The organism is Actinomadura sp. KC216 (genome assembly GCF_004348535.1).
Classification (GTDB): Bacteria; Actinomycetota; Actinomycetes; order Streptosporangiales; family Streptosporangiaceae; genus Spirillospora.
The window spans coordinates 1-13,863 of the sequence record NZ_SMJX01000032.1; the positions used below are offsets into that span (position 1 = coordinate 1).

Annotated in this window: 12 protein-coding genes and 2 tRNA genes; 8 read left to right on the forward strand and 6 right to left on the reverse strand. The window is 68.5% G+C overall.

Going from position 1 to position 13,863, the window contains the following annotated elements; genetic code table 11:
* Positions 1–94 precede the first annotated feature (94 nt).
* From orn to E1264_RS08280, 5 genes are all read left to right on the forward strand, one after another.
* Complete coding sequence (gene orn, locus E1264_RS08260; RefSeq protein ID WP_165964073.1) at positions 95–694, forward strand: oligoribonuclease; 600 nt, start codon at positions 95–97, stop codon at positions 692–694.
* 55 nt (positions 695–749) lie between these two features.
* A tRNA-His gene (locus tag E1264_RS08265) sits at positions 750–825 on the forward strand.
* Between the two features lie 101 nt (positions 826–926).
* The gene (locus E1264_RS08270; protein WP_207935790.1) at positions 927–1,490 is read left to right on the forward strand and encodes a GIY-YIG nuclease family protein; all 564 of its coding nucleotides are present in this window, start codon (positions 927–929) and stop codon (positions 1,488–1,490) included.
* Positions 1,491–2,178: 688 nt separating this feature from the next.
* The gene (locus E1264_RS08275; protein WP_132171268.1) at positions 2,179–2,394 is read left to right on the forward strand and encodes a hypothetical protein; all 216 of its coding nucleotides are present in this window, start codon (positions 2,179–2,181) and stop codon (positions 2,392–2,394) included.
* A gap of 193 nt (positions 2,395–2,587) precedes the next feature.
* A complete protein-coding gene (locus E1264_RS08280; protein WP_132171269.1) occupies positions 2,588–3,436 on the forward strand; it encodes a hypothetical protein in 849 nt (282 codons plus the stop codon).
* On the opposite strand, the gene E1264_RS08285 is transcribed toward E1264_RS08280, so the two are convergent.
* Positions 3,421–3,867: a DUF488 domain-containing protein gene (locus E1264_RS08285; protein WP_132171271.1), complete on the reverse strand. Its 447-nt coding sequence runs from the start codon at positions 3,865–3,867 to the stop codon at positions 3,421–3,423. The two genes, E1264_RS08280 and E1264_RS08285, sit on opposite strands and share 16 nt — an antisense overlap.
* 135 nt (positions 3,868–4,002) lie before the next feature.
* Here E1264_RS08285 and E1264_RS08290 point away from each other — a divergent pair, with 135 nt between their 5' ends.
* Together E1264_RS08290 and E1264_RS08295 are read left to right on the forward strand one after the other, a co-directional pair.
* On the forward strand, positions 4,003–4,572 hold the full coding sequence (locus tag E1264_RS08290; RefSeq protein WP_132171273.1) for a response regulator transcription factor: 570 nt from the start codon (positions 4,003–4,005) through the stop codon (positions 4,570–4,572).
* 69 nt (positions 4,573–4,641) lie between these two features.
* A tRNA-Lys gene (locus tag E1264_RS08295) sits at positions 4,642–4,714 on the forward strand.
* Between the two features lie 411 nt (positions 4,715–5,125).
* Here the strand turns inward: E1264_RS08295 and E1264_RS43215 are convergent.
* From E1264_RS43215 to E1264_RS08305, 3 genes are all read right to left on the reverse strand, one after another.
* Positions 5,126–5,284 carry a hypothetical protein gene (locus E1264_RS43215; protein WP_165964068.1) on the reverse strand — a complete coding sequence of 53 codons (159 nt, stop codon included), beginning with the start codon at positions 5,282–5,284 and terminating at the stop codon, positions 5,126–5,128.
* A gap of 37 nt (positions 5,285–5,321) precedes the next feature.
* Positions 5,322–6,704, reverse strand: coding sequence for an OFA family MFS transporter (locus tag E1264_RS08300; RefSeq protein ID WP_132171275.1), 1,383 nt, complete (start codon positions 6,702–6,704; stop codon positions 5,322–5,324).
* A gap of 326 nt (positions 6,705–7,030) precedes the next feature.
* Positions 7,031–8,374: a beta-propeller fold lactonase family protein gene (locus E1264_RS08305; protein WP_132171277.1), complete on the reverse strand. Its 1,344-nt coding sequence runs from the start codon at positions 8,372–8,374 to the stop codon at positions 7,031–7,033.
* A 229-nt stretch (positions 8,375–8,603) separates the two neighbouring features.
* On the opposite strand from E1264_RS08305, the gene E1264_RS43220 reads away from it, so the two are divergent.
* The gene (locus tag E1264_RS43220) at positions 8,604–10,916 is read left to right on the forward strand and encodes a glycosyl hydrolase (RefSeq protein ID WP_165964069.1); all 2,313 of its coding nucleotides are present in this window, start codon (positions 8,604–8,606) and stop codon (positions 10,914–10,916) included.
* Positions 10,917–10,980: 64 nt separating this feature from the next.
* Here the strand turns inward: E1264_RS43220 and E1264_RS08315 are convergent, their stop codons facing one another.
* Both E1264_RS08315 and E1264_RS08320 read right to left on the reverse strand, forming a co-directional pair.
* On the reverse strand, positions 10,981–12,234 hold the full coding sequence (locus E1264_RS08315) for a cytochrome P450 (RefSeq protein ID WP_132171279.1): 1,254 nt from the start codon (positions 12,232–12,234) through the stop codon (positions 10,981–10,983).
* Between the two features lie 302 nt (positions 12,235–12,536).
* On the reverse strand, positions 12,537–13,391 hold the full coding sequence (locus E1264_RS08320) for a hypothetical protein (protein WP_132171281.1): 855 nt from the start codon (positions 13,389–13,391) through the stop codon (positions 12,537–12,539).
* Positions 13,392–13,863: the final 472 nt, after the last annotated feature.

A 13,863-nucleotide genomic window follows, 5' to 3' on the forward strand; every position in this document is an offset into this window, starting at 1 on the left:
TGTCACAGTCCTGTCACAATCGAGTCCGTCGTCGCTGGTCAAATCTGGACATGTCACACTCTCCGCTCGGGTGTTTTGGCAGGTCAAGGAGGGTATAGGCGTGGAGCGTCTTGTGTGGGTGGATTGCGAGATGACGGGCCTCGACCTGCGCGACGACGCGCTCATCGAGATTGCCGCACTGGTCACCGACAGCGAACTCAACATCCTCGACGAGGGCGTCGACGTGGTGATCAAGCCCCCGCCGGAGTCGCTCGCCCAGATGACGCAGGTCGTCCGGGATATGCACACCACGTCCGGCCTGCTCGAAGCGCTGCCGTCCGGCGTCACCCTCGCCGAGGCGGAAGACACCGTCCTGAAGTACGTCCGGTCCCACGTCAAGGAGGCCAACCGGGCGCCCCTATGCGGCAACTCCATCGCCACCGACCGCTCGTTCCTCGCCCGCGACATGCCTGCCCTAGACGCCCACCTCCACTACCGCATGGTGGACGTGTCCTCCATCAAGGAACTCGCCCGCCGCTGGTACCCCCGCGTCTACTTCGCCAGCCCCGAGAAGAAGGGCGGCCACCGGGCCCTGGCCGACATCACCGAGAGCATCCAGGAACTGCGCTACTACCGCGCCGCCGTCTTCGTCCCCCAGCCGGGCCCAGACTCCGAAACCGCCCGCGCAGTCGCCGCCAGGGTCGCCTCCGGCTGACCCACCCGCCCGGAGCCGCTACACTAATGGGAGCCGGACAACGATCCCGGCCACGGTGGGTGTAGCTCAGCTGGCAGAGCACTTGGTTGTGGTCCAAGATGTCGGGGGTTCAAGTCCCCTCACTCACCCCAAGCGAAGGGCCTGGTCACCAAGGGTGGCCGGGCTCTGTCTCGTCTCAGAGCCCGTGATCTTCGGTGTCCGATTTTGGGAGCCCGCTGGGAGTGATCTTGCTGTGACGCCCCCTGAAGAACCGCTCGCCCCCCTGCTCGCCGCCCCAGACAGGCTCTGGACGGCTGCGGAGATTCTCACCAAGCCCAGCCCGATCCCGTCCGCTCCAGGCGTCTACGGATGGCACTTCAGCGTCTCGCCGTTCGCATCCTTGCCGGCCCAACAGCTGCTGTACGTGGGAATCGCGCCGCGCAGGATGACCTCGCGGCGTAGCCGGCAGAACCTGCGCACACGGGTCCGCTACCACTACCGCGGCAACGCGGAGGGATCCACCCTCCGGCGCACGCTCGGTTGCCTGCTCGGCCTCGAGCTCCGACGCGTGGGCAGCGGCAAGCGCATGACGTTCGGCAAGCTCGGCGAGCAACAGCTCACGGATTGGATGGCCGAGCACGCTTTCGTGTGCTGGACGCCCCACCCGGAGCCCTGGCTCCTGGAGACCCAGCTCATCACCCAGCTTGACCTTCCACTCAACCTGGACCAGAACAAGCACAACGCGTTCCACGCCCAGCTCACGGAGATCAGATCAGCAGCCAGACAACTCGCACGCGAGCTGCCCATCTTGGCCTGAGCCAGCTCAGTCGCTTGCCGAAGGCTTTCCGTCATGCGCTCGCGCGTCGCCAGCGGCGCAGAGACCCGCTGGAAGATTCCGCCCCCTGGCGGCAGTCCGCCCGTGCTACGCACGGGCCCGTCGCCGGTTTCGGGGGCGCCGGTCAGGTAGTAGGGCTGATCCTGGTCTAGCTCGAACTCGCCCAGTTGTTCCATTCCGGCTGACACTGCACGGAACAAACGCAGTGTTCACCCACCAAGCGAAGGCCCTAGTCGCCGCAGGGATGACGAGGGCTTCCTCATGATCCGGACCAGGCCCCCGCGCCTGGGAGTGATCTCGCTGGCAGAGCGCCCGTGTCCCGCCAATTGAGGCGGTGGCCAGAGAGGGACAGGCTTCCGGCCTCGGCCACGCATTCGGATACCAGGCGTCAGCCGCGTGCCGGAGCACCCGCTCCCTCTGGTTGGAACGACGGATCACAATGGTGTGCGGGCTCCTAGGGGTGGGGTCCACACAGCCGGCAGCAGTTCCGTCGCCATTTGATAGGCGAGTTTGAGCGTCCTATGCCGGGCAGCCACGGTTTCGCCGGTCTGGGCCATGAGGGCCTCGCGCAGCGGATGACGTGACTCGATGAGGTCGTTGTTGCGCTGCTCAAGCCAAGGCATCCAGGATTCGTGCGGTGCCCGGCCCCCCTTGGCATATCCCCGCGCTGATGGCGAAGCTGACCGAAGAGGGCGAAGAGCTGCGTCTGGCGGCGCCCGAGGAGCGGCTAGGAGAACTGGCCGACCTCCAGGAGGTGCTAGGGGCCCTCGCTGAGGCACTGGGGTTCTCCGACGACCAGGTGCAAGAGGCCGCGCGCCGTAAGCGGGCCGAACGAGGCGGCTTCAGCCGACGCCTGTGGCTGGACAGCGTGACAACACCCGAGTAAGACACGTCCCCCCAGCCGCGCCCAACACAACCACCCATTCGCCACCTCGCGACGGGTCGAGGTGGAAGCGTCGTTGCTGAGCGCCCATTGTGTGGCCGGTCGGCTACTGCCAGATGCGGCCAGCGATCTAGCCGCAGACTCCCCTGAGTCGCACCCTCGGAGTAGGGAGCCCCCGAGGGAGAGGCGTCCAACGGTGGGCACACCGGACCAGCCGTCGCTGTTTGAACCCGACCCGAACGAGCCGCTGACCAAGACCCCCGGTACCCGGACCGAACGCATGCGGGTACTGATCACCGTCAAGGCGGCCCCCAACCCCTCGGAGACGTACGGCGAAACCGTGTGCGTCGCGGGCATACGGATCGACCAGATACCGCACCGGTGGATCCGGCTCTATCCGATCAACTTCCGAGAGCTCGACAACCCCCGCAAGTTCCACAAGTACGACATCGTGTCCCTAGAGGCGCGGCCTGCGGTCGCGGATCCCCGGCCGGAGAGCTACCGGCCGGTGCTCGACACAGTCCGGTCCGAAAAGAAGCTGGTCGGCTGGTCCAGGCGTAAGCCGTTCATCATCGACCACGTCCAAGCGTCGATGTGCGAAGTCCTCACCGCCGTACGAGACCATCCGCCCGCGCGTTCGCTGGCCGCCATCAGACCACGCCTGGTCAAGGACCTTGAGATCCGGCCGCATGGCGGATGGGATCCGTCCGAGCAGGCGAAGATAGACCGCTACGTGCGGCAGGAGGACCTGCTCAGCACCGGGCTCCGCACGGCCCTCGAAGCCCCGAGGTTCAAGGGCTGGTACCGGTACCTGTGTCAATCTCCGAACTGCAAGGGCCACCGCCAAGGTATCTACGACTGGGAATGGGTGGCGCTACAGCGCCGGTTCTCGCATCTGGACGACGTCGCCCTGACGGCAACGCTAAGACGCAACTTCTTCGATCAGATGTGCGGCCCCGCCTACGACACCGTGTTCTACGTGGGCAACCAGAAGAAGCACCAGAATGTGTTCATGATCCTGGGCGTCTTCTATCCCAAGCGGTGAACCTCAGCGGCGATCACGTCGCGGTGGCACCGCTCCTGATCGGCCTCGAAGCAGAGCAGCGCGACCCTGCGCTCGGTGGCCCAGCCGGCGATGGTCGTGAGCCATTCGCGAGCGGCCGGTGCGGCCAGCTCTTCAGCGAAGCGCCGCCTGGCCTCCTGGACCTCGCCGGGCGGACCTCCGAAGCCCGCACGGTTCTCTCTCGGGTTGCCGAGCGGCCGAGCATGCTCGTAGGCGATCCCCACCGACTCCAGCGACTCCGACAGGGCCCGCTTGCTGAATCCGCGCTTGCGTGAGATCGGGTTGAGCCGAACGTCCACCAGCAACGACACGCCTTCCGTGGAGAGCTGATCCAGGAAGGACGCAAGATCATGCCCCTGGTAGCCGATGCCGGTCAGACCGGTCTGGCGGGTGAACTGATCGGCTACGGACATGCCGCACAGCCTCTCACGGTGGACACGGTTGCGAAGCACCCTCCCCGGCTTCGTCGTCGGCGACGCGTCGACTCAGGATGATCGGCCCGTTATGCTCCGACCCTATACATGCCAACGACACCGCAAGGGCATCGGATGAGTGTCGATGAGACGGCCCCGCTGCGCGTCCTCGTAGTGGACGGAGACCCCCGGGTCCGGGCCGACGTGACCACCATGCTCGACGCCAGCGACGAGCTCAGCGTCGTCGCCGAGACCCCGGACCCCGCCGCGGCCCTCTCCCTGGCCGAACGCCTGCGCCCCGACATCGTCCTCCTGGACGCCGCCGCCGCCGGGCACGCCAGCCCCCTCAGCCACACGTCCCGCGTGTTCGTCCTCGCCGGCGTGGACGACCCCGCCGTCCAGGACGCCCTCCGCGCCGGCGCCTGCGGCCACCTGGTCCCCGGGTCCTTCACCGTCCCCGACCTCATCCGCAGCGTCCGCGACGCCTCCCGCACGTCCCTCGGCCTGTCCGCCCGCGAGTCCGAGGTCATGGACCTCATCGCCACCGGACGCTCCAACGGGGAGATCGCACGCCAGCTCTTCCTCAGCGAGAAGACGGTCAAGAACCACGTCAACCGCATCTACTCCAAGCTCGGCGTCAGCTCCCGCGCGACCGCCATCGCCCTCTGGCGCGGCATGGTCAGCGTCCTCCCCGCCCGGGACTAACCGATTCGCACAGGTCCGCAGCTCCTGATACTGTTCTTCCTGTCGCAAGGGCCGGAGGCCCGCCGACAGGCGCCGTTAGCTCAATTGGCAGAGCAGCGGACTCTTAATCCGCGGGTTCGGGGTTCAAGTCCCTGACGGCGCACCCCGCCCCACCAGTGTGGATCCCAAGATTCTAGAGTATTTCCGGCTGTTTTGGATTGATCCAAACACCAGGTTCGCTCGCCGTTCCCGACCGGACGGTCATGCCCCCTGAACCCCACATCAAGGCTGGCTACGCCCCTTGCCGTGGGCTGGCCATCAGTCCCCGGAGCAACACGCCAGCAGCGGAGCCGACAGCAGTGGCTGCGCCTATATGGGTGTTTGAAAGGCTTGGGCCAGGCCTCGTCCGCTCGAGTCCGGAAGGTCCACGTATGGCTGCCTGAACCGAGGACCTCCACCGGCCCCTTCAAAGAGGCCGGGGCGCCGCCGTTGGGCGCGATCGCTGGCCGGGTCGCCGAGGACGATCAATTGCCCGGCACGTCCGAGCGGGGCTCCGTTGTCGGATGATGTGAGCTCACTGACCGAACAGGGGCAGGATCGCCCGGATGGTCTCGACGACGCCGTAGATCAGCGGGATGCCGACGATGGACCACGAGATGACGAGCCGCGGCAGATCCGCGGCGCCGCTCCCGATCCGGCCGTCGTCCGGGCTGCGGTCCTCGGTTGCTGACATGGTGCGCTCTTCCTTCGGTGTCGGGCCGGAGCGGTCGTCAGGTGGCGGGGCTCGGGTCGGAGACCGGGGGCTCCGCCGCGGAAGTGCGGTGACGTTCGGCCACCGGCCGGATGAACAGGTTGGCGGCGAAACCGATCGCGAGAACTCCGACCATGGTGAAGAGGGCGGGTCGGTAGTCGGCGGCCACCAGGGCGCCCGGCTCTCCGCGAGCGTCGAGGAAACGGTTCACGATCAGCGGTCCGGCGATGCCCGCCGCCGACCACGCGGTCAGCAGACGGCCGTGGATGGCACCCACCTGGTAGGTGCCGAACAGGTCCCGGAGGTAGGCCGGGACGGTCGCGAATCCGCCCCCGTAGAAGGAGATGATCAAAGCCGCGAGCGCGATGAAGAACGCGGTGGAAGCGTCGCCGAACAGCGCCAGCAGGACGTAGGCCGCCATCCCGACGCCGAGGTAGCCCACGTACGTGGGTTTGCGGCCGATGTAGTCCGAGGTCGATGACCAGACGAACCTGCCGGCCATGTTGAACATCGACAGCAGCCCGACGAACCCGGCCGCCTCGGTCGCCGACACCGAGGTCGAGGCACCGGAGCGGAAGAAGTCGCTGATCATCGGCCCGGCCTGCTCGAGGATGCCGATGCCCGCGGTGACGTTGCAGAACAGCACCGTCCAGAGCAGCCAGAACTGCGGTGTCCTGATGGCCGAAGCCGCCGAGACGCTGTGCGCCGTGACCATCGTCCTGGAGCGTTCCGACACCGGGTCGAAGCCCGCCGGACGCCATCCCGGGGCGGGGACCCGGACGTTGAACACGCCGAGCATCATCACCAGGAAGTAGGCGACGCCCAGCGTGACGAAGAGGAGGGCGACGGCCGCGCCGGACGGAGGGGAGCCACCCGGGTCGTACAGGGACAGCAGCCGGCGGGACAGCGGCGAGGCGACCAGCGCGCCACCGCCGAATCCCATGATGGCCATGCCCGTCGCGAGACCTGGCCGGTCCGGGAACCATTTGATCAGCGTCGAGACCGGCGAGATGTAGCCGATGCCCAGGCCGATGCCGCCGATGAACCCGTAGCCGAGGTAGACCAGCCAGAGCTGCCCGGCGGCGATGCCCAGCGCGGCGACGAGGAACCCGGACGCCCAGAAGCAGGCCGCGGTGAACATCGCGCGCCGTGGCCCGACCCGGTCGACCCAGGTGCCCATGACCGCCGCGGAGGCGCCGAGCATGACGATCGCGATGGAGAAGATCACGCCGATCGCGGTGAGGCTGACGTCGAAGTGCTCGACGAGGGCGGTCTTGTAGACGCTGGTGGCATACGCCTGGCCGATGCAGAGGTGGACGGCCAGCGCCGCTGGAGGGATCAGCCAGCGGTTGTAGCCCGGTTTCGCGACGGTGTGCCGCTGGTCGAGGAAGGAGAGCGCCACTGCGGGCCTCCAGGTTCGGGGAGCGTGCGGGGGGCGTTGTCTGGTTCTGGAAAGGTCGTGAGGCCCCGATACCGAAGAAACATAGACACGAACGTGCTATTAGAACAGTCCTCTGCGCAGTTTGAAGTGTTGAGTGTGCCGTCTGTCCGGCCCTACTGGGTCGCGCCTCCCGCCGGCGTCGGACTGGCTGGGCGGTGTGGAGTCCGCCGAAGCCTAGGCGGCGGTGTGCCTGGCGAGCCGTCGGCGGGTCGGCGGATCCTTCGTATCCAGCAAGGCCCAGATGATCTCGGCGAAGACCCGGCGGGAGGACGTCCAGGGGCCAGTATCTATGGCGTGCTCTGTTCGCCTATTGCGCGGGACGCAGCCCTGCGCAAGGGCAGCACGTTGACCGAATGGAACGCGGGGCGCGGGCCATTCGAGGCAGCCGTCTGGATGAGGTCGAGAGTGCCGTCCGGCGCCACCGCGAACGCGTTGACGATGCTCTCGGTGTAATCGCTGACATACAGGTGGCGCCCGTCCACCGAGAACCCGACGCCGATCGGACTGGCCATCGTGACGCGCCGGTGCTTTTCGGTAAGCCTCCCGTCGTCGCCGATCGTGAATCCCAGCACCTGGCCCGCGCGCGCATCCGGGTCGTTGCCCTCAACGCCGACCGCGGCGACGTACAGTCCGCGTCCGTCCGGGCTTATCGCGGCGCCCTCCGGGAAGTCACCGCCATCGACGGGTGAGCGCGGCACGCGAGTCAGCGTGCCACCGGAGCCGATGCGGAACCCGTGCACGTCGTTCGAGCCCTGGTTCACGACGTACACGAAACGGCCGTCCGGGGTGATGACGGTCTCCGCGCCGGAGATCCCGATCTCCTTCCGCGCGACCTCGCGCCCCACGGAGCCGTCCGATCGCAGGGCGAAGCCGGTCATCACGGTCGGCGTGGTGTCGCTTGGCGAGCCGTGGCTGACGTACACGAACCGGCCGTCGGGGGTCACGGCGACCCCCTTGGCGGCCTCCGCCCCGGTGTCCACCGGGCGCAGCGGAACGAGTTCGCCCCCTGCCCCCACCGTGAACGGCGACAGCATGCGGGTGCCCGAGTTGCTCACGTAGATCGTCTTTCCGTCCGGGGCGATCGCCATCGCGAACGGTCCCGGGGTCTCGACCTCGCCGAGGCGTTCGAGCGCGCCATCGGGCCCGATCCGGAACCTCACCAACCGGCTGACCAGGGTGTTCGCCAGGTAAGCGAACCGCAGGTCGGGGGTGAAGACCATACTGCGCGCCCCGCCGCGGTCGCCCAGCGCCACCGCGTCGACCGGCGTCAGGGCGCCGGTGCCGCCGATCGAGAAGCGGGTGACATTGGCGGCGCCGCCGACGTTCGCACTGTTCGTCACGTAGACGGTGCGCCCGCCGGGGGACGCGGCGCTCCGCCGCGCGGCCGCCCGGCTCGGATCAGATGCCGCGTCAGCCGGTCCGGCCGATAAGGGCGCGACCACGGCCGCGAGGGTGAGCAGGCCGAGGGCCGCAACGATCGCCACCCGGCCACGAATGAGTCGTCGCATGATGCAACCTCCCATGTGTTCATCGAGCCGACGCACGTCGACGACGCCGTCACACCACCCACGTACCGCGCCGAGAATCGGTTCAAAGCACACGCACATGCCGTGCCAGCCGGACGGCTCCATGAGCACTACGCGAACCCGGAAACCGGAATGGCGGATATGGGCATGGCCGTGCCGCCACGCGCGCGGGCGTCGTCTCGAATGGCGAGGTCATGGGACGAAAGGCGGCGAGGAAGGCACTCACCCGCGAGTGACCGGCTTAGGCCGGGCACCCTGCGCTATTTACTCGGTTCGCGGCCTGGGATACGAGAGGGGGCGGAAATGATCAATGCCGATCCCCCGGAGGTACGGGATGCTGCGCTCTCCACTCCGGCCAAGGCGTGCGACCCGCGTCCTGGCACTCACCGTGATCCTGGCTCCGGTGGCCGCCCTCGCCGCCGTGCCGGCCGACGCGAACACCGCGGCGCCGGCCGCACCGCCACGGCCGCGGGGGCCGATGGCGCCGGGAGAGTACAAGGCCCGGCAGGACACCTCCGGCGGTCTCGGGCTGCCGGAGCGCGCCCTGGTCAAGGCTTCGGAAGCGGCCGCGAAGGGGCCGCGGCTGCCGGTCGACTGGCGCTCCGAGGGGCCCGCCAACATCGGCGGCCGGGTCACCGGGATCGCCGTCGATCCCAACCGGCGGGACACCGTCTACGTCGGCGCAGCCAGTGGCGGAGTCTGGAAGAGCACCGACCGGGCCGCCACCTTGACCTCCGTGTGGCCGCGGCGCAACCCGCAGGCCATCGGCGCGATGGCGGCCGGCCCCGACGGGGCGATCTACGCCGGGACCGGCGAGGCCAATCCCGGCGGCGGCTCCATCACCTACGAGGGCGACGGCGTCTACAAGTCGACCGACGGCGGGCGCTCGTGGACGCGGCTCGGCCTGCGGAACTCCGCCACCATCTCGCTGATCGCCGTCGACCCGGAGAACCCGCGGCGGATCTTCGTGGCCGCGACCGGGTCGCTGTTCCGGCCGGGCGGCGAGCGCGGCGTCTACCGCTCGGAGGACGGCGGCCGTACCTGGACGCTGGTGCTGGCCGGGGCCAACGACACCACCGGCGCCAACAGCGTGGTGATCGACCCGGGGAATCCGCGGCGCGTGTGGGCGTCGATGTGGGACCGCCGGAGGGAGCCCGACCTGCGGCGCTACGGCGGCGTCGGCTCCGGGCTGTTCCGCTCCGACGACGGCGGGAGCACCTGGCGGCGGCTGGAGAACATCGTCACGCCGACGCCCGGCGACGACATCGGGCTCCGGTCCGACCCGCGGCTCGGGCGCATCGGCCTCGGCGTGGCGCCCGGCGATCCGGACCGGGTGTACGTGCTGACCTCCACGTTCAGCCAGTTCGGCGACGTGAAGGGGTTCTATGTCTCCGACGACGGCGGCGACTCGTTCAGGACCGGCACGCTGCCGGCCAGCGACGTCCCCTTCTGGTGGACCGGCCACCTCTGGGTGGACCCCGCGGACCGCGACCACCTCTACATGCCCTCGGCCAACCTGCGCGAGTCGGCCGACGCCGGCCGGACGTGGAAGGTCAACCAGGGCATGCACGTCGACCACCACGCGATGGTCTGGGACGCGAAGGTGCCCGGACGGGTGTACGAGGGCAACGACGGCGGCGTCTACCGTTCCGACGCCAATGGCGCCACGCAGACCTGGACCAAGGCGGCCAACGAGCCGTACACCCAGTTCTACAGCGTGACCGCCAGCGCGCAGGACGTCACCCGGATGGCGGGCGGCACCCAGGACAACGGCTCGGTGCGCACCTGGAACGGCCCGCGCTGGAACGAGTTCCTCGGCGGCGACGGGGAGGCCAACGTCATCCACCCGCACAACCACGACATCCTCTACAGCTGCTACCAGTTCGGCGCCTGCTTCCGCTCGGACGACGCCGGCGACACCCTCACCGAGTTGCGCGGCGCGGCGGCCGACCGCTTCAACTGGTTCAGCCCGATCGAGCTGCACCCGGCCGATCCGAGCGTCGTCTACTTCGGCGGCGACCGGCTCAACCGGTCCGCCAACGGGCTCGACTTCACCCCGATCAGCCCCGACCTCACCGGCGGACCCGGCCGCGACGAGGTGTACCCGTTCGGCACCCTCACCACCGTGGCCGCCAGCAAGACCGCCCCGGGCACCGTCGTCGTCGGCTCTGACGACGGCCGCATCTCCCTCACCCGCGACGACGGCGCCCACTGGTCGCTGGAACTGAAGGACCAGCCCTGGGTCACCCGAGTCGAGATCGATCCGCGGAACGCCCGCCGGATGTTCGCCACCCTTTCCGGGTACCGGGCCAGCGGCACCGGCGGGAACGTCCTGTACTCCGATGACGGCGGCGACACCTGGCGCGACATCAGCGGCGACCTTCCCGGGGCACCGGTGAACGACATCGTCATCGGCCCGCACGGGCTGCTGCTGATCGCCACCGATGTCGGCGTCTACGCCGGGCCGCCGTCCGGCCGCTTCTGGTTCCGCCTCGGCGACCTCCCGCTGGCCGCGATCACGGACATCGAATTCCAGGGGTCGTCCAGCCGCCTCATCGCCGCCACCTTCGGCCGCGGCATCTACAGCACCCGAATTCCGCGCGGCGTGGCCGGCAAGGTCCAGGCCGCCGGCCGTCAGACGCCGTAAGGCCGCCGCGAGCAGACGGCGCAGTGGGGTCCCATCGGCTCCCCTCTCCTCCTAAAGTCCTTGGTCACCATTCGATGAGGAGCCCCTGGGGCGCGCGGAACGCTATGTTCGGCACGAACTCGAACCGCTGCGGATCGACCAGGCGCGCATCGGGAAGGCGCTGGGTGAGGATCTTCAACACAGTTCGGGCCTCAAGCCGCGCCAGCGGCGCTCCAAGGCAGAAGTGGATTCCGTGGCCGAAGCTGAGATGGTCGGAGGCGTTCTTTCGGCGGATGTCGAACGTTTCCGGGGCGTCGAACGTCGCGGGGTCGTGGTTGGCGGCGCCGAGCAGCAGCAGGAGCGGGGCGCCGGCCGAGATGTCGATACCGCCGACCGTCACGTCCCGCAGCGCGCGCCGCCGCCAGGCGACGACCGAGCTGTCGAACCGCAGGATCTCCTCCACGGCGCCGTCGATCAGTTCCGGATCGTCGTGCAGCGCCCGCCAGGACCCGGGGTGCTCCAGCAGCCGCCGCACCCCGTTCGTGAGCAGGCTGGACGTCGTCTTGTGCCCGGCATTCAGGAACGCGAACAGCACGCTGCAGACTTCGTCCAGCGTGAAGACACCGTCGTCGCCGTCGCGGACCGCGAGCAGCGCGCTGGTCAGGTCGTCGCGTGGCGCGGCCAGCCGGTCGTCGACGAAGGCCCGCAGGTAGGTCCAGAACCGCACCATCGCGGTGGCCAGTTCCTCCTGCTCGGACGCGGTAAGGCGCCCCCAGATGAAGCGCACCTGGTTGTCGGACCCCTTCCGCACCATCGCCAGGGCGTCCTGCGGGACGCCGAGCAGGTGCAGGATCACCCGTGCCGGCAGGTCCTCCAGGAACGCGCCGACGAGGTCGTCGCCGGGACGCAGTTCGTCCAAGGCGGCGTGGGTGTTCGCCGCGATGAACGGTTCGAGTCCCGCCACGCGGCGGGCGGTGAACACTCTGCCGACGCTCCGGCGAAACCGGGTGTGGTCCGGCCGGTCGTTGTTGCCGAGGACGGGGATCAGCCCCCAGCCGCCCTCCTCCAGGACGCGCCGCGCCCCCTCACCCACCTCGGTGATCGGCTGGATCGCGTTGCTCGCGGAGTACACCTCGGGCGCCATGAGGATCGACAGGATGTCGTCGCGCCCGGTCACCACCCAGTGGCCGATCAGCTCGGAGTAGAACACCGGCGCCGTCTCGCGAGCGAGGGCGAAGAAGCCGTAGGGGTCGTCGACCATGCCTCTCGCGAACGGGTCGTAGCCGGGGTCGGGGGGCGCGTGCATCAGCGGAGTCGTCCTTTCGTCCAGCGATCTCATGGCGGAAGGGAATGCCGTGACCGATTTCGCGGATGGCCGCGGAACCACCGGCGGCGCGGGCGCCCTGGGGAGGGCCCATTCGGTCTTCCTGGGCGCAAGGGCGGCCACGTCCCGTGCGGAAGACACGGCACGGCCGCATCGTGAACCTCAGCTGCGACACGGCCGTGTCCGGACGGCCAACTTACTACACTGTGTGACCATTCATGCGGTAATCGTGAGCATGTTGCAGCCGCATGGTGCTAGGCCGGGATGCTGACGGTGGTGCTGAGTGATCCGATCGCAAGAGGTCGGGAACGGGGGTGTCAGGGGGCACAGATGGCGTAGGCGGTCACGCTCCAGGGGTCGGGTGAGCCGGCGCCTGGGGTTTCCCGTCCGGTCGCGGTGACGCTGGTGAGCGCCGTGTTCGGGACGACCCGCTCGCGGATGAGCGAGTTGGTGTCGGGAAAGCCTCCGATCGAGGAACTGCCGGCGTGCACGCGGGTGCCCGCCGGGCAGGTGGCGGTGGCCGACTTGGGCGTCGTGGAGTCGTTGGCCGACGATCCGAAGACCACGGTGCGGCCCTGGATCGGATTCGCGCAGACCGCGACGGAGGTGATGGTCCAGGTGCCGGTGTAGCCGGTGTCATCGGGCACCGCCGGGGTCAGGACCTCGGCAGGGTCGAAGGGGTTGCTGCCGAGCAGCATCACCTGTCCCTGGCCGTTGTTGATCTGGCCGCCCATGCCGATGATGTGCTTGCCGCTTGGGCAGAAGACCGAGGTGTAGGTCACACCCGTCGAGCCTGGTCCGGTGCTGGCGACGTGCTCCGCCCCGGCAGGTGCCGAGCCGCAGACGGCGTGGGCTCTGATCTTCCAGTTGCCGCTGTAGCCGGTCTCGTCCTCGTGCGCGCCGACCTGGTAGCCGCTCAGCGTCGAGGTCGGCCGCAGGCCGGTGAACACGACCTCACCGGCTCCGTTGATGATCTCTCCGCCGCCGCCGAGCACTGAGGTGCCCGCCGGGCAGGCGGCCGTGACGGACTTGGTCGTCGACGAATCGCTGACTGTGGTGGCGCTGATCCTTTGCAGATTCGGTACCGCCTGCGCCGGCGCCGTAGTGATCACCATTAAGGCGAAGGCGGTTGCGGTGACGGATAATGAGCGAATCAGGCGGTTTGCGGTCATGGTCCTCTCCGAATTCTTCTCCGCGGTAATGCGGACGGGCGTGTGCGCCTATCGTCGGCCGCGCCGGTTCGGATGCCAAGGGCGGGTGAAGGCCGGATTGTGCCATGCATCGATCCGGTATCTCGGAACTCGGGAAGGATTCTGCACGATCGCCCATCCGACGGAAAATCAGTGACCTCAGAGAACTTCCGTACCGACGGGGCGGCCACCTTGAAAATCAAGGTCGACGGCGCCGCAGAGACGATCACTGTCAGCTCCAAAAGCCTACCTGCGACCGAATCGGCTAAGGCGTGTTCCCAATATGCGGAGAGGCGCGCGAGGAAATCTCCTCCGGTTTCGGGCGACTTCCATCGGACGATCTGTCGGTACCGCTCCTGTGCCCCAGACGCGCGGACACTTCTCGATGTCACGGGGATGCATACTGATTGCTGACGGGACGCCGACCCGAAGTTCGAGGTCGAGCGAGTTGCGG